Below are 21,062 nucleotides of genomic sequence, written 5' to 3'. Positions count from 1 at the left end.
AGTCACATCCTCGTGTCTGTGCTGCGTTAGAGAGGCGAGCCTCGTCCAACCTGGGTTACCACCAACGGATCAGTTCGGTGACTTGCTTGCGCAGCTCCACGAACTTGGGATCGATCAGGTTACGGGGGCGGGGGAGATCCACGGGGATTTCCGCCTTGATCTTGGTGGGCTTGTTGGTCAGCACCAGGATACGTTCAGCAACGTAAACCGCCTCTTCGATGTTGTGCGTCACGAACAGAACGGTACTGTTGAGCTTTTTCCAGATATTGACCAGCTCGTCCTCAAGGTAGAAACGCAGCTTGACGTCGAGCTGTCCATACGGTTCGTCCATCAGCAGCAGATCGGGATTCACGGCGAACGCCCTCGAAACGGCGATACGCTGCATCATACTGGCTGAAACCTGGTTGGGGTACAGGTCGGCGCAGGAGGACAGGCCGACGAGATCCATGATTTGGGTCGCGCGCGCTTCACGTTCTTCTTTGCCGACGCCCTTGACTTCCATGCCGTAAGCCACGTTTTCGCGGACGGTACGCCAAGGCAGACAGGTCGGTTCCTGAAACACATACGAGATGTTGTGCTTCTTGGGGTTCGCTTCTTCCCCGTCGATGAGGATCTCGCCTTCGGTGGCGGGCATCAGCTTGGACAGGGTGTTCAAGAAGGTGGTTTTGCCGCAGCCCGTGGGGCCGACGATGGCAAGGAGTTCGCCTTCTTTGATGTTGAAGTTGATCCCATCGAGGACGGTCAGATCCCCAAACCGTTTTGTGAGGTTATTCACCTGAATCTTGATGCGTGATTCTGGGGTGGTGGGCACTGGTGGCTCCTTTGTCTTTTTTCAGGGCGAACACGCTGGTGCCGCCTCCTAGGGAGGAACGCGCTTTGGCCAATTCATGGACCTCGTACGCTGGTCCATACATTGGCTGAAGCGCTGCCTCTGGACCCTGTGTGGAGGCGGACACGTGGGCAAGGGATTGCTCCCTCACAAGTTGTGCTTTCGGCTCCAATCTTGTTCTCTAATGAGCAAAGATGGTGCCAGAGGTAGGGCCCTATCCTCAAAAAACCGCTTCCTGCCTACGTTTCTGGAGTAAAGAAGGCTTTTATTTGAGGGGAATAGGGATGATGCTCAAAAAAGAAAAAAAGAGCAAAAAAGCTCTACTTCCTCAGAGGTTGCGTTGGGGCTTCGGAAAAATAGGATCAAAATGTCCCAAAAAGAGAATGGGGAGGATTTTTTTTGGGACAAAAACTTCCCAAATTATAAGATATTGTATTTCAATATGATACATATATAAACGCTACGCTGGCGACACTCTTCCGTCATGGTTGGGAAAAAAATCCCGTATAATAAACCATGATTGAGATAAAAAGAACGAACGGGGCTGCCTTTGGTAGCGTTCAGCCCCAAAAAGGGCACGAAAAAATGGGACAGAAATGCGACATTTTTTCTGTGCCCCCAAACGGAAAAGCGCCTCCCTTTTTACTGGGGGAGGCGCTCGGATCGGGGCGTGGATTGCAGTGTGCAGGCGTTATTCTTTTTCCAGGCCGAAATCTTTCATTTTCCTGAACAGGGTACGCCTGTCCATACCGAGGCTGTCCGCCGTCGGGCCGCGTTTCCAGTTGTTCTTTTTCAAGGCGTTCAGCAGGTAGACCTTCTCGAAACGGGAAAGCGCTTCCGCCAGCGTCAGGGAATCTTCCGGGGCTTCGGAAGCGGCCGCCTGTGCGGTGGTCTCGCCGATGACGGTATCGCCCAGCCGCGCCGTCCCCAGGCTCAGGTATTGGTAGAGCACATTTTGCAGCTCGCGGACATTGCCGGGCCAGTCATAGAGCATGAATGCGTGCAGCATCTCGCTGTCCATGTACTCGAAGCGCTTGTTGCTCGGGTAAGCCTTCAGGAAATGCTCCACCAGCAGGGGGATGTCCGCCTTGCGTTCCCGCAGCGGCGGGAGATGGATGGGGATGACGTGGATGCGGTAGTAGAAGTCGCGGCGCATGGCCCCTTCATTGACGCGCTCAAGGAGATCCCTGTTCGTGGCCGCGATGATGCGTACATCCGGTCGGTGGATCTGGGCGCCGCCGACAGGCGTAAAACCCCCGTGCTCGATGGCGCGGAGCAGCTTCACCTGCCCCATGAGGCTGATTTCTCCCAGTTCATCAAGGAAAAGCGTGCCCCCATCGGCTTGATCCAGATACCCTTTCTTGTCGGCCGTCGCACCGGTGAACGCGCCCTTCTTGTAGCCGAACAGCTCGCTTTCAAAGAGGCTTTCCGGGATGGCCCCGCAGTTGACCGCCACAAAGGGCTGCTGATACCGGGAGCTGCCATCGTGGATGGCCCGGGCCGCCAGTTCCTTGCCTGTCCCCGATTCGCCATAAACGACCACGTTGTCGTCCACGGCCGCCGCTTTGGCGATGAGATCGAAGACGGCGGTGATCTGCGGCGAATTGCCCACGATGTCGCCTGAACATCGGGCTTTCAGGCGCTCGCGCAGCTCCTCGTTTTCCTGCCGGATCGTGTTGTCCTGCTTCTGCTTTTCGGTCACGTCGTTGATGAAGCCCTCCACAAGGAGGGGGGCCTGTTCCCCCGCGCCTCCGGCATGGACGCCCGCTCCTTGCTCCCAGACCCATTTTTCCTCATTCCACGAGGTGATGATCCGGTAGGTCAGTTCGAACGGCTCTTTCTTCCTGAGCGCGTTTTCCAGCGTTTCCGAGACGTGCGCCCTGTCGTCCGGGTGGACGAGGGCAAGCAGGCCCATGCCGTCCGGCCCCATGAAATGCTCCGGCGTGTACCCGGTAAGGCGGGTGACCCCCTGGCTGACAAAGCGGACCTTCCGATCCGGCGAGTGCTCGCCCTGATAGGCGAGGCCGGGAAGGTTGTTCATCAGGGTTTCGAGCTGGCGGCTTTTCTCGTGCAGCTCCATCCCGATGAGCATGTTGTGGCTTTCGAGCTCCTCCCGGAGGCGCTTGTTGGTGATGTGGGTGCGGACGCGGGCCAGCACTTCGTCGGCATGGAAAGGTTTGGTCACATAGTCGACGCCGCCGACTTCGAACCCCCGGTGCTTCTGGCCGGGCGATTCCATCACGGACAGGAAGATCACCGGGATGCCCTCGGTCGCTTTGTCCGCCTTGAGGCGCTGGCAGACTTCGAAGCCGTCCATCTCGGGCATGAGGATGTCCAGCAGGATGAGATCGGGATGATGGCTGAAGGCCAAATCCAGCGCGCGCTTTCCGTTCTTGGCGATGATGAGGAAATAGTCCTGTTCGAGGGTCTGGACCAGGATGTCCAGATTGACGGGATCGTCATCCACGACCAGAACGACAGGTTTATTGGGCTGCATCGGAAGGCTCCGTACTTGGGGCGCTGCTCGAGAACAGGGAAGGGCGGATCCTTTCCAAAACGGTCAGAGCAGCTTCATAGTCATAATTGTCCACATGCATTTTCAGGGTGTGGAGTAAGGGATATTCGTCCGCATTGCAAATCACCAGCAGGCTGCCCAGGGCAATGCGGATGCGCCCGGGCGCGGCCTGGAGGAGGGCCTCGACCAGATCATTATAATAGGTGCCCAGTTTGGCGATGTCGAGTGTGGGTTTGGAGGCAATGGCCGAGGGGCCGCCCGCGGGTTTCGTTTCCTTGTCGGACGGGCACAGCTTCGCGGCGGCCTCAAGGACCTCGCCGAGGGCCTCTTCCAGTTCGGGCAGCAGTGCGGCGAGCGGCCTACCCTGGAGCGTGGACAAGGCGGCATTGGGGTAGCCCTTGTCCAGCTGCGATTGCGCTTCCAGTTCCAGCGTGCGCGCCATATCCCGCAAATGCAGCGCTCCCAGATTGGCCGAAGCCCCCTTGAGGGCGTGCGCCCGTTCGCGGAGGGATTCCCAGTCATGGGTGCGGACGGCATGGCGGAAGAGGGCGGCATCCTGCGCGTGGTTTCTGGCGAAACTTTGCAGGATGGTGGGGGTATTGCTGCGGCGACAGGCCTGTCTGGATCACGGTTTCGAGCGAGAAGCAGGGGGGCAGAAACGCCCATGATGCCGCATCGGGCACGGAAGGCCGCGCCGGATCTCCGGCCTGCGCTTCCGGAACCCGGTAGTACTCGGGGAGCAGGCTATGGATGGTGTCGAAGAGCAGCGCCTGTTTGAACGGTTTGGAAAGGTACGCGTCCATCCCCGCATCCAGACAGCGCTGCTTGTCGGATTGCATGGCATGGGCCGTGAGCGCGACGACGGGCAGGACATAGCCGCGTTCCCGCATGATCTTGATGGTTTCGTAGCCGTCCATGTCCGGCATCTGGATATCGAGGAACATGAGGTCGAAAGCCTCGCGTTCCAGCAGGGCAAGGGCTTCGATGCCGTTGCCGGCCATCTTGAGCTGGGCGCGGGTTTCTTCGAGCAGTACGGACATGATCTCCTGATTGACGGGGTTGTCCTCGGCCACGAGGATGCGCACGGACGACAGATCCGGCGTGACCGGCGACTGCGCCGGGCGCGGCCCCCTGAAGCCCGCTTTTTTCCGATCAAACAGCTTGCGGAGGGTGGAGCGGACGCAGCGCACGGTGATGGCCGGGATGACCTCGACGGGATAGGGCTTGTCCTTGAATTCGGAGATGGCGAGGCCTTCCCTCGGGCCGCCCACAAGCACGAGCGGGACCGGGGCGGCGCAGCGCAGCTGCAGTTCCGCCGCAAGCCGGAGGGCCGGGGGGCAGTCCCCATCGCCGAGAAGTCGATCGATGATGATGAGATCAGGCCTGAGCGGTTCTTTCCCCAGCGAGGCAAGGACGGAAAGCGGGCCCACCCTGCTGGCGATATGGCTCTGGCACTGGATGCCGAGGGCCTCCAGCGTGCGGCGCATGACCCGGACGCCCGTATCCGACGAGCTGACCACGACCGCCTGCAGATCCATGAAGGTATTGCCGCCGAGCACTTCCACCTGTTCCTGAAGCGCCAGCCGTATGGAGAACGCGAACGTGCTTCCCTGTCCGACTTCCGATTCGACCCAGATTTCCCCGCCCATGTTTTCGACCATATACCGGGCGATGCTCAGGCCGAGGCCCGTGCCGCCGTGCCGCCGGGTCAGCGATGAGTCGGCCTGTTTGAACGGCTGGAACAGCTGCGGCAGCTGATCCGGGGCGATGCCGACGCCGGTGTCGTGCACGAAGAACAGGAATTGCGCCTTGTTCTGGTTTTCGGAAAGATGGAGGTTGCCGCCGTGCCGGACCTGCAGGTGGATGCGCCCGCCCGGAGGCGTGAATTTGACGGCGTTGCCCATCAGGTTGGTCAGGATCTGCTGCAAGCGCCCCGCATCGCCGAGAAGCGCCAGCGGCGTGGAGGGATCGATGTCGATCAGGCATTCCAGCTCACGCGCCATGCTGCCGCGCATGGTCATATCGCAAACGCGCAGGATCACTTCATCAAGCATGAACGGGGCGGTGTCCGTGTCCATTTCGCCCGCTTCGATCTTGGAGAAGTCCAGCGTGTCGTTGACGATGTCGAGCAGGGCGTAGGACAGGTCCAGAATCGTGCGCTGATGGTTGCGCGGCAGCGGGTTGTTTTTCAGGTAGGCTAATTCGGTAAAGGAAATGATGCCGTGCAGCGGCGTGCGGATTTCATGGCTGATGTTGGCGAGGAAACGGCTTTTGGCTTCCGTGGCGGCGTCGGCTGCCTTCATGGCCTGCTGGAGCTCGGTGTTGAGGCGCTGGAGATCCTCGGCCTTGGCGCTTTTTTCCAGTTCGGCGGCCAGCCGCTTGGTACGTTCCTCAACCTTGCGCCGGAGCTGGAAATTCCAGAAAATGATCAGCAGCAGGACGGACAGGACGACTTCAATGCCGAGCAGGCTGGTCCAGAACGTGCGCGGGGGAAGGTGGAGCGACGGCTGGCGGCTGAGCCAGCGGTTGTTGATGAGTTCCCGCTCGGGAGGTTGGATCTGGTACAGGGCTTTGGAAAGGATGCTGTGCAGCTCGGGCCAGTCCGAGCGCACGCCAATGGACAGGCCGCTCTGGGCGGGGATGGTCGAGGTCGCCTGAAGCCGCAGATGCGTGTTGTCTTCCAGCTTGGGCAGGACGCTGGCCTTGTAGTCGACCAGCGCGTCGGAATGCCCGGACATGACCCGGAACAGCCCCTGCAGGGGATTGCTGACAGGGTCCAGGATGATGTCGGGATAACGGTTTTCAAGGTAATTGTGCCAGTAATGCCTGTATACGACGGAAACCCGTTTCCCGGCGAGCTCCTTGAGGCTGGTGGCGTGCTGCGCGTTTTCGTGGATTACGATGATGCCGGGGAGGGAAATATGGGGCCGGGTAAGGAGCAGGTTTGCGTCGACGGCAAGCGTCGGTTCCACCATGGCGAACAAATCCGTCCGCCACTGCTTGGCGTCTTCGAGCGCCGTGGTCCAGTTGGATTGCGGCTCTATGCGGAACTGGATCCCGATGATGCGGGAAAGGAGCCGCAGATAGTCAAGGCTGATGCCCGCATAGGCGTTGAGCTGCTTGGAATCGGACAAAGGGATGAAGGCCGGGGTCATGCTTACGGTAATGACGGGGTGTTCATCTATCCACGTCTGTTCTTTGGGGGTGAACAGCTGAGGCATGGCCGTCATGGGCGAGAGCATACTGATGGACGATTCCAGCGACGGGAGATAGCTGTCGTCCGGCGCGTCCTTCGTGACCAGCAGCACGTGCCCTGTAAACAGGATGAATATGACGAGTATGGTGCCGAGGAAAACAAAAATACGCATAAACGTCTCGCAGAGAAAACGGCTCAGGAAGGAGCACCAGTATGGCAGAGATACGCTGCAAGGTCGAGAGGGCATCTTGTCGTTGCGCCTTCGGTTGACTATGGTGGCGGGGGAGCGTGTTTTCCCGAAGCCCGGCATAGCTATGAGAAGGATGAGACAATGCGTATTGATGAAGTGAAGAGACAGCTTGAGGCTTTTGGCGTTCTTGACGGATACCGCGAGTTCGCCACGTCCAGCGCCACTGTTGAACTGGCGGCCGCCGCAGCCGGATGCGAACCCGGACGCATCGCCAAGACGTTGTCGTTCAAGACGGCTGAAGGGCCTATTGTTATTGTGGTGATGGGTACGGCACGGATCGACAACCGGAAATTTAAGGATCAGTTTAAGGAAAAGGCGAAGTTCCCGCAGGGAGAAGAAGTGGAGTCGCTCATCGGGCACCCCATCGGCGGTGTTTGCCCCTTTGCCGTAAACGAAGGTGTCCGGGTTTTCCTTGACCTCAGCCTTAAGGCCTTCGATCCCGTCTATCCGGCAGCGGGGGCCCCGAACAATGCGGTATGCCTTTCGCTCGCCGATTTGGAACGTGTAACCGGCGGGACATGGGTTGACGTCTGCAAGCAAGAGGCCGAGTAGGCGGCTTTGTTGGCAGGCCCTGCACACGAGAAAAGCCAATCCATATGGATTGGCTTTTCTCGTGTGCAGGGTTGGGGCTTATTCGGTAAGCGTTTTGGGATCAATATTGTACTTGCGGATTTTGGACCATAGGGTGCTTGTGTTCAACCCAAGCAAGCTTGCGGCCCCGTCAGGCCCGGCAATTTTCCCGTTGGCCTTTGCGATGGCCATCTTGATATGGTCTATGATGATCGTGTCAAGCGTGGGGAAGGCATCTCCGCTTGATGAAAGCTCACATTTCTCTTTGATGTTCTTGTTCGCTGAGGGATGTCTTTCCGCAATAAAAGAGTGCTTCAGCGCATTCATGTCGTTATAGAGGAGAATACTGTTGAAGGTATCTATAAGCATCGGCTGTATGAATGAACAGATATCGATATCTTCTTGTGAATATCTGTTTTTTCCGATGCTGTATATGGACATGTAAATATGGATGCCTTCAAGGACATGATGTTTGAGAGGAATATAGATGCTGGAAGACTCTTCGTTGTTGAAAATGCTGTTCCTGAATTCAGAAAAAACACAGGACTCTTCACCTGTAAAGTTTTTTATGGAATGGACGTCTCCGGTAAAGAAATTATCTTCTACATACATGCGCCTGAGAGTGTCTTCCGGTATGGTAACTTGATCTGGGAAGGGGTTCTTTGAATAGTCAGCATACTCAGCTACCTTAAAGATGGTATCTTTCTCAAAAAAAAGAAATATATACGGCGGATACAGGCATGTATCGCTTAAAGAAGGAGGCCATTTTCTGCGTAAAGTCCGATATGCAGGAGGATTCAAAAACGGTCGAAAAGAAAACGGAAAAGAGTTCCTCAGACGTATGGTTCATGGTCGCCTCTTTGTCTTTTTATACTGTAGATGTATAAACTCGTATCTTAATAAAACGAAAAGAAAATTGCTTTTCAAGTCTTTTTTGTATTCAATGAAGTAATTCCAGAAGCCTTTTTATATTAAACAAGGAAAAAGGATTGTCAAAACGTTAAATAAAACATATATAGAACTGGCGTTCTATATAAAGTGTCTTGTTGAAAAGTCGTATTGTTTTTATTCTATCTATATATAACTATTGACGAAATATGTATTTTTCAAAGGATGTCGATGATGATTGTCTCATCAGAGATGAAGAGCAAAACACAATGACAACTCTTTTAATTGATTAATATCTGTCCATAAGATCATTTTTCTAAAAGTTATTTTTTTGATGGTTGATCAGGATTGTTCGTTTTGAATGGGAGAACATGACATATTAGCGATTCCATTTGTATAGAAAATGATTCTATATAGTAAATAGACCATACAAATGTAAATGGTGTAGTTGTAGTAAAAAAATCTTAATATTACAGATTTATTGTTATATGTTAAGCAATAAAAAATTTGCTTTTGAATAATTCTTATGTTTTATAGATAATAATGTTGAATTTAAATTCTAAAATCAAATAATAGTATTTTATATGCTAAAAATAGCATTATTTTGTTTTAAAAATTTTATTTAGTCTATATGGATTGTAAATAAAAAATTATATTATATTTCACCATGAAAAAAATGCAATGAATAGGAAAAAGTGCTGGACAGAGATGCAAATTGGGGATGCGTGAGAGGAATGATAAATGTAACGCTACGCAGCGCCGGTTCATGCGTAAAGAAGCATCACTGTCCTTTGGTGAAGGCCCGAGGAAATCACAAGGGCGGCGACAAGAAGGAGACAGGAGAAGATCAGATTCTGGGGGCTAAAACCGGGTGAACCACATTGTTTTTTATGGAATTATTTCGCTTTTCAAAAAAACATACGGCAACAATTGCCCCGTAGCACACTGCGCTCATGCCGGGAGTGCTTCATTTTATTCGGGCAACGCGCAGTAGGCCCTCTCCATTTTTTCCCAGTGTTGTGTTTTTATGATAATATATTGATATTACATTTAAAATAGATGCTGTTGACGGAAAAACAGGATGTGATATTCTCCTAACGTAAACGAACGTTAGGGAAACGTTTCGTCACCGGTGTGGCGCCCAGTCTTCAAAACTGGTGGACGGTCGAAAGGTCGTTGGTAGGTTCGACTCCTATACGTTTCCGCCAAAAAGAATCTCAAAAAGCCCCGCAAAGCCTCAAAAGCCTTGCGGGGCTTTACTTTATCCAAGTTCCATACTCTCCAATGGTCTCACTTGGTATATGGATATACCGTGTTATTTTTGTCGGTATTCTTAGGATATGGAACGGCCGTTGCGGAATCATGCCGTTTCATAAGCCTTTTTGTGGCGAATATCGGTATTCGTTTCAGGATTTTTTCCGATACCGTCAGCGCAAAGAAATACCGTCACGAAACAACCCAATGTCATTTTACGTAAAGCGAAGATTCTGTCCCATCTTGGGCACCACCTCTTTCCGTTCGTCGGGGCGCGGCCTTCTACTCTGGAGCCTGCCGATATTCTGGGTGCCGTCCGCCATAGGGGAGTACGGGGAGCCTTGAGATGGACCACAGGCTTGTTCAGCTTTCCGGGCAGGTGTGCCGGTACGCTCATCCGTGGGATATACGAGATATGACGCAGCCGCGGTTTTGAATGAAGCGTTGCGTCCCTTGAATCCGCCGGGAACCGCCGCGCCGGGGGCCGTCCTTGTTTGTGCGGCTGCTGGCAGCTTCGGTGCGCTCATCATGAAGATGATCGGCCCAATGTGAACTGTCGGGAACAGAAAAGAGGAAGCCCCCAACCGTGAGGAAGGGGGCCTTGTTGTGTGGGAGGCCGGAAAATTCTAAAACTTCCATTCTACAGCGAGGTTTCCGTAAACGGATGTCTCATCACGGCGGAAAAGTTCGCTTCCGGCGTTTAAGGAGAAAGAGATGTGCTTGTCCGTGTTGAAACGCACGCCCGCGCCGAGGCCAAGGCTGTCGCGGCCCGGGACTTTTATCGTGTTGGAGAAACCCGTGTTGGCCGCGTCCACGAATGAGCCGTGCATCGTGCCCGCCTTGTCGAGCAGTTCGTGGTTCCACGCGGCGGAGGCGTGAGCCTTCCAGGTGGCGTGTTCGCCGAACTGCCTTTCATTCGTGCTCATGCGGACACCGAGGCTGGAGCGCAGCGAGTGGAAGGTTTCGGAATCCAGATGGAGTCGGCTGCCCATACCGTTGTCTTCCGTCAGGGACGGGCGCGACGAGAAGGCGTAGTCCAGCGCGGCGAAGGGCCCGGCCTTGATTGTACCCCAGTCGGCCTCATAGCCGCCGCCCGCACGGACCGAGCCCGAGAACCCGGTCCAGTCCTTGTTGTTTTCGCGGTTGTAGCCGTTGAAGGAAACGGCCCGCTTCATGCGCCAGTTCTCCACGCCCAGACGTCCGATGCCGAAGACGTTCCAGCCATCCCAGTCCGCCGGGGCGTACAGGCCCTGCGCGCCGAGATACAGTCCTTCGCCGCGCAGCTTTCCATTGGTATCGCCGGTCATGGATTGGTGGTTGAACACGACGTGCCCGCCGACGGTCAGCCCGCCGGGGGTGCTCCGTTCCGCACTTCCGATCAGGCCGACGTTCGCGGCGTCGTAGCCGCCCATGCCGCTGCGTCCCGGCTGGTCGAACGTCCCTGCGTAGGGCTGTGCGGAAACATGCCATTCCCCGTCCTTTTGCGGAGCGCGGGAGAATGTGCCGGGAAGAATCAAATCGGAAAGCATACGGTGCATATCGAAACTCGCCAGCGCCGCATTGCCGTAGGCGTCGGGCGAAAGCTGGGAAAGAGCTTTGCGGACGGTGCTCCCGTCAGGTGCGGAGAAGTCCAGCGCCGCGTAGAGGTTGCGCATGTCGTCCCGTACCCCGTCAGCAGAGGAGAGCGCCCGGCCTACGTTGGCGGCGTTGCCGTTCGCGGCGTATCGGCTGTAGGCGTCGGCGACGCGGGAGGAGAGGATTGTGGCCGTCCCGCCTTGAGGTGTGGCGGTCATTTCCAGCGTGGGCGAGTCCAAAAGAAGGTTTGTGGCATAACCTTCCGTCAGGTTTCCGGAAGCCGTGATCGGCGCGAGGGAGAGGCTTCCCGCGTAATAGCCGGGCAGGGGAGCAAGATACAGGGTGCCGTTCACAACGGCGTTCCCGTTGACGGCGAGTCTGTCGGATGTGCCCGAAGCATCGAATTCTGCGAGCAGGCGTCCGGTCGCGGTCTGGTGATAGTCGCCGTTGATCGTAATGGTACCGATGCTATTGCCGGGGGCGACGGTACCCGCGTTGGTGAAGGTGCCGTCTACGGAGACGTAGCCGTTGTCGAGGGCGTTCAGGGTGTACTCGGCATTGCCGCTCAGGGTCGCGCCCTCCCTTACGTTCACATCCAGCACCTCGGCCCGCCCGTTGAAGGACAGCGCGCCGCCGTCTACGGACATCCGGATACTGTGCTTGCCCATGATGTTGCCGTCGTAGCGCAGGCGGAAGTCCGGATCGGGCGCGTCCGTCGCCGAACCGTCGCCCGCCGCCAGACGGCCGAAACTCAGGCTGGTGAGCAGATCGTCGCCGTTGGCGGCCGCTTGAACTTGCTGCACGTCCGAGTTGCCGGGGTTCCAGTCCGAAATGATGTCCCCGCTCAGCGCCGCTCCGTTTACGATGTTGATGTTTTTTACCCAGGCGTTGCGGGAAATGTATATGGCGGCCGCACTCCCGGACAGTGGGCCGCTTACGTCGAAACGCTCCGCAAGCGGGCCTTTCAGTTCGTCGAGCAGATTGTGCTGTTCATAAAGCTGGGTGACGACGTTGCCGGACTCATCCTCTGCTGCTTCCGTCCGGCTTCGGATGTATGAGCCGCGGTATTCGGCGGTCAGGCCGGAGTCCAGGCCGAGCAGGCTGCCGCCGAAGTCGAAGCGCGCACCCACGCCGCCGGTCCCTGTAGCCCGGATTTCTCCCCGGCTGACGACGTTCTGGCCTTTGCCGTAAGCCAGAAGCAGCCCCGTGCCATAGGCGCCGTCGGCGGATACGCGCACTCCGGGGGCGATGCGCAGGGTGTTGGTCTCGCCGTCCACGCGGATTCCGGTTCCGGCTGTGCCGCAGGCCAGCAGATCCGCGGTCTGGGTAATGTCGTTGCCGCTGCCGTAGATATGCAGCCCCACGCCATAGGCCGCGGTGTTGGGCTGACCGGGCAGATACGCCGTGCCGTCGGCGTTGCGGGCAAAATATCCCCGTCCGTTGTCGAGCGTCAGGTTGTCACCGTAAACGGAAAAACCGTAAAAGTTTTTGCGGTCGATCGTATATCCGATGTCCTGAAGCGCGGCGAGTTCGGCTTCCATGAAAACCTGATAGTTGCGGTAGTCCTGATGGCTCATGAGGCTGCGGTCCAGCTCGATGTGCGACAGATCCAGGCTATCCCCCTCAAAGCCTTCTATCGGCAGCCCGCCGTTCAGCGCGCCCGCCAGCACCTCGCTTACATGTGTTCCTTTGAAGAGGACGCCGCTTTCCGTCATCTCGCCGACCGTGAACACGGGGTCGGCCCCCGGCGCGGTTCCCGAGTGGACGACTTCCATGTCGGTTGTGGGGGTGACGCCGTATTGATCGACCAAGTGGCGATCCCAAGGAGAGATCTCGGTATCGAATCCATATACCAGGCTACCGTCATAGCCTTCCCCCATGGTGGCCAAGGAGGAAATGCCCAGGGCATGGCCCATTTCATGGTATAGGGTTCCGACCAGCTCTATGCCGTCGCCCGTGGGCAGGGGCGACGGGATGTCCGGAATGCTGAAATTCATCCTGCCGATCCGTATCTGGGCCGGAGGATTCATGCTTTGATCGCCGATGAGTGCGCCCGCCAACCCGCTGGCCCCTTCCCAAGGAGTCCCGTGCCACGCCGGATTCCCAACGCTTATCGCATCGGCGTTTACCTCGTTCATGGTGCCCACGTTGATGGCGGCGGGCACGGCGTTGTTCGCTCCGGGCCCGAGGATGTCCGCCCAATGTTCCACGGCCTGGGTAACGGCGTCTTTTTGTGCGGCGCTCAACTGCCAGGTGGAGGCTTCCCCTTCCGTTTCCGAAAGGGCGTTGCCGTACTTTTCCCCCTGATCAAAAAAGCGCAGTTGGAACAGGGGGGTGTTTGCGTGGTCGGTTATGATGCGCGTTTCATAGGCCGACGCCTGCGTTTCCCAGAGCAGGAAAACCGCGGCGGCTAATGTCAGGCAGTGGAAAAAACGGTTCCGGGGCATACATTTCTCCTTCCTTAAGAGGCCTTCTTGTTTGTACATAGACCATATTCCTCTAGCCTTCAATGAAGGCTCTTCATATATGTCGAAACGTGTTCAGAGAGTGCGCTTTTTTATGTCTTGCGGCGTTGTGGGGACATATGTGTGAGGAGGGGAAGAAAGGAGGGAGAGGGGAACTGAAATCCCTTTATGGCCTGCCCCGTCGAAATGGCGGCGGTGATTCCATTGACAGAAACAGTTTTGTGTTAGAGCTTGAAAAGCGCTTTTCAGAGAGCCGGTTTTTCATGGAGACTAGACCGAGCCATATGGGTGGAGGCTCCGCCTGTTACCCTTTTCTCTGCCTGATAGGGGCCCTTGCCCTGTTTGATGCCTGCGAAGAGAGGCATGTTCCGAGAGTTTCAGCTGAAAAAGACTGGGAGGGGATTATGTCGGATCATCCTCGCACTCATCAGAATGCGATCTTGAGAACCTATGCCGGGCTTCTGTTGATTTCGATTTGCGTTTATACGCTGATGTATGCTCCGCAACCCATGTTCAACTCGGTGAGCAGGGATTTCGGTGTGGACAAAGGCTCCACGGGGCTGCTCGTCAGCGTGTTCATGCTGTCGCTCGCCATCTCGCCTCTCTGCGTGGGGATGCTGCTCAGCCGTATCGGCGTGCGGCGTGCCATTCTGGGGGCTTCCCTCCTGCTCGGTATAAGCGGCGTGGGGATCTGGTTTGCCCCGTCCTTTCTTGTCCTTCTCGGCATCCGCGCTTTACAGGCATTGCTGGTTCCGGTGGTGCTCACAGCCGTCATGTCCGGCATTGCTGTCATGTTCCGCCATCTTGATCTCAACCGTGCGCTTGCGGGCTATGTGACCTCCAATCTTGTCGGTTCGCTGTGCGGCCGAATTATCGGAGGCTGGGCTGCGCAGATGTTCGGATGGCGTGCCACGCTCGCCGTTATCTGTTTTTTCTTTTTCCTTGTCCTCCTCTTCATCCGAAGCATTCCGGAAATGCGCAACGCCAGTGCGCGCCTCCACAGCCCACGTGAATACCTCGCCGTTTTCAAGGGCAGGGGGGTCCCCAGTCTCTTTTTCGCCGAAGCCTGCGGTATCTTTGTCTTCGCCGCCATCGGCAACCTCATCCCTTTTCGTATGGCGGAACTCGGGCAGGGCCACTCCGAGGGGCTCATCGGACTCATGTATTTCGGGTATTCCGTCGGCCTTGTCGCTTCGTTGTCCCTTGCGCCGCTCATGCGCGTGTTTAAGACGCCAACAAGACTTATTCTTTTCGCTTCCGCCGTCTATGTCGTCTCCTGTCTCACGCTTGCGGTCCCTTCCCTTTGGGCCTTGTTCGGCGGGCTGTGGCTCATAGCCTTTGGGGAGTTTGTCGTCCATTCCATCAGCCCCGGCCTTATCAACCATCAGGCCATGCTCTCCGGTCATGGCGACCGCGGTATGGTCAATGGGCTTTTTCTTTCCTGTTATTATTTCGGCGGGCTTCTCGGCTCCTACATTCCCGGAGCTCTCTATTCGGGCTTCGGCTGGTTTGCCTGTTATCTTTGTATCCAGCTCGTTCAGATTGCCGCGTTTTTCGTTCTGTTCAGACTGAACCGGACGGCACCTGACTTGCGGTAGGACGGGCAGCCGGTTTTCCATCTCCGGGATGCCACGGCTAGGGCCCGCCCGCCTTCACGTGTTTCGGCTCCGACGCAGCTGTTGATATGTCCGGGGCCTTGTGCTTCCTCTAACGATAGGAGACGTTTTTTGCTGGAACGGGGCTTCTGCCCTGCGGAAGAGGGGAGAAAGGATGAGCAGCGTATATCGTATCGAGAATGAGGGGGAAATCGGCCCGCTGGGCCGGCGCGGTATCGAATTGACCCACGAGATCATGTATCGGCATTATCGACGCGATGAGGACTTCGTTTACGCGCAGATGGCAGAGGGCGTCACGTGGATCGGGCCTTCACGCGCCCAGTACACCACCGGCGTGGACAAGCTCAGGGAACTCTTGCAGATCGAGCAGCTTGTCACCTTCACGATGGAGCAGGAAACCTATCAGGTCGCCTATGAGGATGAGCACACCTGTCTCATCTTCGGTTGTTATACGGTTACTTCCGATGAGGAAACCGGCCTGTTCATACGTACCCTGCAACGGGTATCCTTCTTTTATCGGTTGATTGGCGACCATCTCCATGTCGTGCACATGCATCTGTCCCACCCTTATGAAGTCGTGGATTCGGACGAAGTGTTCCCGTTCCGGTATGGAAAGGATGCCTTCGACTATATCCAGCGGACGCATCAGATGGCCTTTACGGACAGCCTGACCGAACTCGGCAACCGCAACGCCTACGAGACGAGCTGCGTGAGGATGGCCCATGATTTCGACTCGGTGCGTTCCCTGTGCCTCATCCTGTTCGATCTCAACGGCATGAAACGGGTCAACGATACATGGGGGCACCTCGCCGGGGATCGGCTCCTTAGGGATTTCGCCTCGCTCCTGCGGGAAACCATGCCTCCCGCCGCCAAATTGTACCGCTACGGCGGGGACGAATTCATTGCCGCCTTGCACGAGGTTTCGCTTTCCGATGTGAAAAAGTGCCAGCAAAAGTTGGAACAACGTATCGCGCGCTACAATGAGGAAAACGAAATACATTTGAGTGCCGCTTGGGGACATGCCTTTTTCAATCCGGAAACGGATCACGGCCTTTCGGAAATCGTCAAGCGGGCGGATGTCATGCTCTACGCCATGAAGCGGGCCATGAAACAGGCCGCCGAGAGCACAAGCTGACGGGCCCTTGGTCCCCCTGTGTCCTTACGGGTTCGTGTTCCCCTTGGGCCGCGAGATGAAGTTTCAGGCCAACATCAAGAGGGCTTCCATAAAGGGGACAAGGGAAAACCTTCAAATTTGAGGCATGACGCCAGAAGCCCCGGCAGGAGAGAGTCCGCCGGGGCTTTTCGTTTATGTGGTGCGGCGGGCGGTTTCGTCCATCCGGCGGAGTTCGTGTTTTGTGGCCTGCCCCACGAAGGGGAAGGGCAGGATGTCACGGGTGAGGACGAAGGCGCGTTGCCGGTTCCCGGCGGCATCGGTAGGGCGTCCGGGGAAGGCCGCAGCCGCAAAGCCCGGTGGGAGGGCTATGCATCGCAGGCGAGGTTCAGTCTGTGTAACGGGGTGGGTTCTCTCTATATATATCAGTTTTTCTTTTTAAAAGATTTAAATACTGAAAGATAAACCACAAAGAGAAACATGAGTATCGTGCAAAAGTTTTGCGAAGTACAGAATATGCTCATCCATATGCTCTCTTCAGGTATTATGGCCTCTGTCGGTTGTGATAGGTAGTAGCTGTATTGACTGTGTGTAAACGGTAGGAAAACGAGCATACCATACGTAATGAACAGGATATTGATAAGATACTTTAACGTTATCCATTTGAATTTAAAGAATCCCCAGTTTCCATATAAAGAGTAGATGAGCCCTGTGGCTAGACATCCGCCAGCTCCGGGGCCGACTATGATAAAATCTATATAAAACAAAATTTTGCTGAATGTGATCTGTTCATGTGCGGTACTGGGATGAAAGAGGCAAAACAAGAGTACCATCGTTGTTGCCCCGCCACCCCAGAGGGCGGCAAAAAACAGATGGGCAAATTTTAAATATCTTTTTTGTTGGATAGTCAGCTGTCTTTCTGGCATGTTTTATCCTTATAAATGGTATTTTGATTCCCCCTTGGGTATAGTTTACTTTACGTGTTTGTACAATTTTGCAATAATATATTGATATGGTTGTTTTTTAAAGGTGGGCGAGATGGCACGTGTTCCCTTTCTTGTCTCCTTGAACGTATGCCGCTTCTTCCCTTCCCACCGTAACAGGCCAGGCACCACTGACGCCGGGGCCATCGCCACTGGCGGATGCTACCTGTCGGGGCGAGACGCTTACCGGGCGGGAGGGCCTGCCCGCAGGCAAGGCCGGGACCCTTTGCGGCTCAAGGGATGGAGACGGCACAATGAACGGCGGCGGGGCATCCAGCTTGCCCGCGAAGGAGGCGCCTTTTCCGTATGTCCGGCCCGGCTAGCTTCCCACACTGCGTGTTCGGTAATTATAACTATCGGCGTAAAAGATGGAAAAAGGGAAAATCCCCACACCCGCAGGCGGCCGAGGGGATTTCCTTGCCCGGCATCTTGACTTTGCAGGCATGGTATGGTCTGGGAGGCAACAAGGAGTGGCTATGAGACTATTAGGTAATATCCTTTGGCATTTTCCCTGCTTTGGTTTTGTGACGTCTTTGTTTTCTTTTTTGGCGGGAATCCTTTTGACCGTTACCGTTGTCGGTGCCCCCATCGGGCTTGGTTTGATTCAATATGCCAAGTTCGCTCTCGCTCCGTACAGCTATGCCATGATAGACAAGCGGGAATTGCATCCCAATAAGAGCGGAAACATCCTGTACGCCATTCTTTGCCTCATTGTCCGGATTCTGTACTTTCCCTTGGGCGTGATTTTCTTCTTATGGGGCATTGCCCAGGTCGTTGTCATGTGCTGTACGATTGTCCTGCTGCCGATGGCGATTCCCTATGCAAAGTCGCTGTCCACGTTCTTCAATCCGGTGGGCAAGGTCTGCGTTCCCGTTGCCGTCATGGATGAGCTTGAACGGCGCAAGGCTGAAAAGGAAGTGGATACCTATCTGAACAAGTGACCGCTTTCACGTTTTGGCGGGAGATGTTTCGTACAGGGCTGACGGGCCGATCAAATCGATAGGCGGTCAGGGCGTTTCCTGCCGGGCTGACGGACAAATGAAATCCATCGGAAAGGAGTTTCCGGAAAGGTGCTTGCCATAGGGATGGTTTGGAATGTTCCTGACTGTCTTGTAAAGAAAGCCCCCAACCGTGAGGAAGGGGGCTTTTCTGTAATCTTTCCTCTCCGCAGGATGAAGAATCCTGAGGGGTGGGGCGGCTCTCGTCTGGACCGTTTCACGCCCCAGCGGGGCGCATAGGGGGGGAGGCCCCTTCCAAAGCACAGCGCAACGCTTCGGGGAGGAAGGGCAGCAGTTCCGCGATCTGCGTCGCGGGGGTCGGGTTCGCAAGCAGCCCGGTAATCCGGCTGGCCCGCGCGGCGGTCAGGCAGGCTTGGGGCATCTCCATGCCGCCGGCGAGCAGGCCCGTCACAAGGCCGGTGACGAGATCGCCCGTGCCTCCGATGGGCTCCAGAGCGGCAACCTGCGGTTCGGATACGTCGCCGAGGAACCGCCCGCCTTCCACAAGGTGATCGACCTTCCCTTTGATGAGCAGGAAGCGCGCGGCGTTTCCGTGCTGATAGGCGCGTTCGACGAGGCTTGGGATATCCTCATCCGCGGCCAGCAGAAAACCTCTGGTGTAAAAAGGGTGCGGCGCCTTTTCATCGGCAAGGAAGGCCAGTTCCCCGGCATCGGGGGTGAACAGATCGTAGGCGTCGGCGTAGCCGCTCATCTTGGCGACATACATGAAACCGGCATCGGCGACGAGCACGGGCTTCGGGTCCGTTTCTTCCAGAGCCATCAGGACGCGGTTGTGCCCGTCAAGGTTGGGGAACAGGTAATGAAACGTGATGCCCCGCACCCCGGACAGGCTGGGGGAGGCCGCAAGGCGGCTGTAGAGCTTCCGGCTCCCGTCGCCATTCCCGATGTCCCCGGCGAGCAGTGCCGTGGGAGGCTCCACCCCAAGCGTTTCGCACGTCAGCAATGCGGTTCCGAGCAGGGCGGGTGTCCCGCGCTGTACGGAAAGCGGGGCGATGCCCCCGCCCTCCGCATGGAGAAAGCCGCCATCCAGACGCCAGCGCCCCCCCGTCAGGGGAAAAGACGCATCCGGCACCGTACCGCAGATCATCCACGCCATAGCCGCCTCGCCTCCTCAAATGCGCGTTGCAGCGAATAGGAACACAGCGTCTGCCCCTTGACCCGCGGCTCCTCGGCCTCGCCGATGCATTGCCCCGTCAGCAGCGCCGCCAGATACGGCACATCGGGGCATCCGCCTCCGGACACGTTGACGATTTTCCCCGTGGCGCGTTCCACGGTGATTTTCATGTTCGCGGCCCGCACCATGAACCAGTCGCCGTAATCCTGCACATGGAACAGCGATACGGGTTCGAGCAGGGTATCGCGCATGGGGACGGACTGGATCGGCTCAAGGCGGGCGGCTCCCAGCGCGTTGCGGATAAGCGGCTCCTGCATCAGGTCAAAGACGATGATCATGTCGCATCCCGTACGCAGTTCGGGGGGAGGCCCTTTGACCTCCACGGCAAACCCCGCTTCCCGCAGTATCCGTTCGGCCCGGATGACCTCGCCCGTATGCTGGAAAACGAGAAAGCCGTATTCCGTGGATGTGCGGGAAGGCGGGGAAGCCCCTTTCCGGGGCTTCCCTTGAAACACTTCGGCTAAACGGGAAAAGAAGTCCCTCACTTGCGCAGTTCCAGCCGGAAGACGCCCTCGCCCTGATCTTTCGGGGTGACGTTCCAGCCCTTTTTTTCAGCGGCGCGGGTGACGTTTTCGAGGCTGGCCTCATTGTCCACCAGCACATCCAGAGGGGTATCGGCGTTTTCCGTCATGGCCTGATGGAAGAGGACCAACGGCTGGGGGCAGGAAAGTCCCCGGGTATCAATGGTACGCATGGCAATTCTCCTTTACGCCTTCTTGGAATGGACGAAGCCGATGATCAGGCAGACGACGAAACCGATGATTGTCGCCTGCATACCGTATACGCCGATGCCCGTACCGGAACTGGCCGTGCCCAGATTGTGGGCCATAGCCGCGCCGACCAACATGCCGAGGGCAAAAATGCCGGCGTCGCTGTCGCCTTCCCCCGCCATGAACAGCTGTCGGCCGGGGCATCCTCCGGCGAGTGCGAAGGCAAGGCCGGCGGTAACCATCCCAAGATAGTTCCACAGAAAGTCGCTGTGGGCCACTGGCTGGCCTTCAAAGCCGAACTTGAGGCCGCCCGTCAGGGCGTTCGCAATGAATGCGGCGGCGAACATGGCCGCCAGCCCGAGGAACAGGTGGGTGTAGCGGAAGAGGAAGAGGTCGCGGAACGCGCCCATCGTGCAGAAACGGCTGCGCTGCGCGAAGATGCCGATTATGAAGGCCAGCCCCAGCGAGGCGATGAAGGGGGCGTGCTGTGAGCCGGGGCCCTTCACGGAATAGAACAGGGGGCCACTTTGCGGCTGATCCGGGATTTGCGGGAAAATGAGGTAAAGAAGGAGCAGGCAGACGACGATGACGGGGAAGAGTGCCCCGGAGACGACGCTCTGGCTGCTGCTGCGGCCAAGGGAATAGCCTTTTTTGAAAAAGAGCGTCCCGAACCAGATCCCCGTGGCCAGACCGGCAAGGCCGAGGATGGCGTTTCCGTCGCCGCCGGCGAGACGGAGTATCGCGCGCCACGGGCATCCGAGGAACACCAATGCGCCCATGGCGGCTATCATGCCGAGGACAAAACGGACGATGGGTGCGGAACCCCCGCGCGGTTTGAATTCCCGCGTGGCGATGGCGGCGGCCAGCGAGCCGAGCACCAGCCCCATGATTTCAGGGCGCAGGTACT

Annotated in this window: 16 protein-coding genes, 1 tRNA gene and 1 pseudogene; 6 read left to right on the top strand and 12 right to left on the bottom strand. The window is 56.7% G+C overall.

Translation table 11 applies throughout. The annotated features are described in order from the left end of the window. Nucleotides 1-55 precede the first annotated feature (55 nt). The 5 genes and pseudogenes from HMPREF0178_RS15675 to HMPREF0178_RS15660 all read right to left on the bottom strand — a co-directional run bounded on the left by HMPREF0178_RS15675 (nt 56) and on the right by HMPREF0178_RS15660 (nt 6,712). Nucleotides 56-811 (bottom strand): ABC transporter ATP-binding protein, encoded by a 756-nt coding sequence (locus HMPREF0178_RS15675; RefSeq protein ID WP_005027630.1) that lies wholly within the window; start codon nt 809-811, stop codon nt 56-58. A 709-nt stretch (nt 812-1,520) separates the two neighbouring features. Beyond that, nucleotides 1,521-3,326 carry a sigma-54-dependent Fis family transcriptional regulator gene (locus HMPREF0178_RS15670; protein WP_009380725.1) on the bottom strand — a complete coding sequence of 602 codons (1,806 nt, stop codon included), beginning with the start codon at nt 3,324-3,326 and terminating at the stop codon, nt 1,521-1,523. After that, nucleotides 3,313-3,786: a hypothetical protein gene (locus tag HMPREF0178_RS15665; protein ID WP_009380724.1), complete on the bottom strand. Its 474-nt coding sequence runs from the start codon at nt 3,784-3,786 to the stop codon at nt 3,313-3,315. Before HMPREF0178_RS15665 ends, HMPREF0178_RS15670 begins: the two co-directional genes overlap by 14 nt. A 27-nt stretch (nt 3,787-3,813) precedes the next feature. Continuing rightward, nucleotides 3,814-3,873 (bottom strand): annotated as a pseudogene (locus HMPREF0178_RS23095) (hypothetical protein); the annotation flags it as partial. Next, on the bottom strand, nt 3,863-6,712 hold the full coding sequence (locus HMPREF0178_RS15660; protein WP_009380723.1) for a response regulator: 2,850 nt from the start codon (nt 6,710-6,712) through the stop codon (nt 3,863-3,865). The pseudogene HMPREF0178_RS23095 and the gene HMPREF0178_RS15660, both read right to left, overlap by 11 nt. 159 nt (nt 6,713-6,871) lie before the next feature. Here HMPREF0178_RS15660 and HMPREF0178_RS15655 point away from each other — a divergent pair, with 159 nt between their 5' ends. Next, nucleotides 6,872-7,342 (top strand): YbaK/EbsC family protein, encoded by a 471-nt coding sequence (locus HMPREF0178_RS15655; RefSeq protein ID WP_005027624.1) that lies wholly within the window; start codon nt 6,872-6,874, stop codon nt 7,340-7,342. 78 nt (nt 7,343-7,420) lie between these two features. On the opposite strand, the gene HMPREF0178_RS15650 is transcribed toward HMPREF0178_RS15655, so the two are convergent. Beyond that, nucleotides 7,421-7,801 (bottom strand): hypothetical protein, encoded by a 381-nt coding sequence (locus HMPREF0178_RS15650; protein ID WP_232281297.1) that lies wholly within the window; start codon nt 7,799-7,801, stop codon nt 7,421-7,423. Between the two features lie 6 nt (nt 7,802-7,807). Between HMPREF0178_RS15650 and HMPREF0178_RS22660 the strand changes: the two genes are divergently transcribed. Together HMPREF0178_RS22660 and HMPREF0178_RS15645 are read left to right on the top strand one after the other, a co-directional pair. Then, nucleotides 7,808-8,026 (top strand): hypothetical protein, encoded by a 219-nt coding sequence (locus tag HMPREF0178_RS22660; protein ID WP_232281296.1) that lies wholly within the window; start codon nt 7,808-7,810, stop codon nt 8,024-8,026. A 1,336-nt stretch (nt 8,027-9,362) separates the two neighbouring features. Beyond that, a tRNA-Sec gene (locus HMPREF0178_RS15645) sits at nt 9,363-9,456 on the top strand. Nucleotides 9,457-10,128: 672 nt separating this feature from the next. Here HMPREF0178_RS15645 and HMPREF0178_RS15640 read toward each other — a convergent pair. Then, a complete protein-coding gene (locus HMPREF0178_RS15640) occupies nt 10,129-13,524 on the bottom strand; it encodes an autotransporter domain-containing protein (protein WP_009380720.1) in 3,396 nt (1,131 codons plus the stop codon). Between the two features lie 422 nt (nt 13,525-13,946). Here HMPREF0178_RS15640 and HMPREF0178_RS15635 point away from each other — a divergent pair, with 422 nt between their 5' ends. Beyond that, complete coding sequence (locus HMPREF0178_RS15635; protein ID WP_009380719.1) at nt 13,947-15,140, top strand: MFS transporter; 1,194 nt, start codon at nt 13,947-13,949, stop codon at nt 15,138-15,140. Nucleotides 15,141-15,312: 172 nt separating this feature from the next. Beyond that, nucleotides 15,313-16,293: a GGDEF domain-containing protein gene (locus HMPREF0178_RS15630; protein ID WP_009380718.1), complete on the top strand. Its 981-nt coding sequence runs from the start codon at nt 15,313-15,315 to the stop codon at nt 16,291-16,293. A 401-nt stretch (nt 16,294-16,694) separates the two neighbouring features. On the opposite strand, the gene HMPREF0178_RS15625 is transcribed toward HMPREF0178_RS15630, so the two are convergent. Continuing rightward, the gene (locus HMPREF0178_RS15625) at nt 16,695-17,195 is read right to left on the bottom strand and encodes a hypothetical protein (RefSeq protein WP_009380717.1); all 501 of its coding nucleotides are present in this window, start codon (nt 17,193-17,195) and stop codon (nt 16,695-16,697) included. Between the two features lie 425 nt (nt 17,196-17,620). On the opposite strand from HMPREF0178_RS15625, the gene HMPREF0178_RS15620 reads away from it, so the two are divergent. Continuing rightward, the gene (locus tag HMPREF0178_RS15620; protein WP_232281295.1) at nt 17,621-18,193 is read left to right on the top strand and encodes a YccF domain-containing protein; all 573 of its coding nucleotides are present in this window, start codon (nt 17,621-17,623) and stop codon (nt 18,191-18,193) included. A gap of 274 nt (nt 18,194-18,467) precedes the next feature. On the opposite strand, the gene HMPREF0178_RS15615 is transcribed toward HMPREF0178_RS15620, so the two are convergent. From HMPREF0178_RS15615 to yedE, 4 genes are all read right to left on the bottom strand, one after another. After that, nucleotides 18,468-19,367 (bottom strand): NAD(P)H-hydrate dehydratase, encoded by a 900-nt coding sequence (locus tag HMPREF0178_RS15615; RefSeq protein WP_009380715.1) that lies wholly within the window; start codon nt 19,365-19,367, stop codon nt 18,468-18,470. Further along, nucleotides 19,355-19,930: a DUF3343 domain-containing protein gene (locus HMPREF0178_RS15610; RefSeq protein WP_009380714.1), complete on the bottom strand. Its 576-nt coding sequence runs from the start codon at nt 19,928-19,930 to the stop codon at nt 19,355-19,357. The genes HMPREF0178_RS15615 and HMPREF0178_RS15610 overlap by 13 nt, the downstream gene beginning before the upstream one ends. After that, entirely contained in the window at nt 19,927-20,139 is a 213-nt protein-coding gene (locus tag HMPREF0178_RS15605) for a sulfurtransferase TusA family protein (protein WP_009380713.1), read from the bottom strand. Before HMPREF0178_RS15605 ends, HMPREF0178_RS15610 begins: the two co-directional genes overlap by 4 nt. Nucleotides 20,140-20,151: 12 nt before the next feature. Next, nucleotides 20,152-21,062: YedE family putative selenium transporter (gene yedE / locus HMPREF0178_RS15600; RefSeq protein WP_009380712.1), on the bottom strand; the 911-nt coding region annotated here is incomplete at its 5' end.

The sequence above is a fragment of the Bilophila sp. 4_1_30 genome, assembly GCF_000224655.1.
GTDB classification, from domain to species: domain Bacteria; phylum Desulfobacterota; class Desulfovibrionia; order Desulfovibrionales; family Desulfovibrionaceae; genus Bilophila; species Bilophila wadsworthia.
The sequence above is the reverse complement of the archived record's forward strand: the minus strand, read 5'-3'. Positions and strand labels throughout refer to the sequence as shown.

What these genes read in the sequence shown, in the direction of transcription:
- HMPREF0178_RS15655 (WP_005027624.1), top strand. Translation starts at nt 6,872, where the DNA reads ATGCGTATTGATGAAGTGAAGAGACAGCTTGAGGCTTTTGGCGTTCTT.
- HMPREF0178_RS15630 (WP_009380718.1), top strand. Translation starts at nt 15,313, where the DNA reads ATGAGCAGCGTATATCGTATCGAGAATGAGGGGGAAATCGGCCCGCTG.
- HMPREF0178_RS15625 (WP_009380717.1), bottom strand. Translation starts at nt 17,195, where the DNA reads ATGCCAGAAAGACAGCTGACTATCCAACAAAAAAGATATTTAAAATTT.
- HMPREF0178_RS15665 (WP_009380724.1), bottom strand. Translation starts at nt 3,786, where the DNA reads ATGGCGCGCACGCTGGAACTGGAAGCGCAATCGCAGCTGGACAAGGGC.
- HMPREF0178_RS15635 (WP_009380719.1), top strand. Translation starts at nt 13,947, where the DNA reads ATGTCGGATCATCCTCGCACTCATCAGAATGCGATCTTGAGAACCTAT.
- HMPREF0178_RS15605 (WP_009380713.1), bottom strand. Translation starts at nt 20,139, where the DNA reads ATGCGTACCATTGATACCCGGGGACTTTCCTGCCCCCAGCCGTTGGTC.
- HMPREF0178_RS15615 (WP_009380715.1), bottom strand. Translation starts at nt 19,367, where the DNA reads ATGGCGTGGATGATCTGCGGTACGGTGCCGGATGCGTCTTTTCCCCTG.
- HMPREF0178_RS15650 (WP_232281297.1), bottom strand. Translation starts at nt 7,801, where the DNA reads ATGTCCATATACAGCATCGGAAAAAACAGATATTCACAAGAAGATATC.
- HMPREF0178_RS15670 (WP_009380725.1), bottom strand. Translation starts at nt 3,326, where the DNA reads ATGCAGCCCAATAAACCTGTCGTTCTGGTCGTGGATGACGATCCCGTC.
- HMPREF0178_RS22660 (WP_232281296.1), top strand. Translation starts at nt 7,808, where the DNA reads ATGGATGCCTTCAAGGACATGATGTTTGAGAGGAATATAGATGCTGGA.
- HMPREF0178_RS15660 (WP_009380723.1), bottom strand. Translation starts at nt 6,712, where the DNA reads ATGCGTATTTTTGTTTTCCTCGGCACCATACTCGTCATATTCATCCTG.
- HMPREF0178_RS15640 (WP_009380720.1), bottom strand. Translation starts at nt 13,524, where the DNA reads ATGCCCCGGAACCGTTTTTTCCACTGCCTGACATTAGCCGCCGCGGTT.
- HMPREF0178_RS15620 (WP_232281295.1), top strand. Translation starts at nt 17,621, where the DNA reads ATGGAAAAAGGGAAAATCCCCACACCCGCAGGCGGCCGAGGGGATTTC.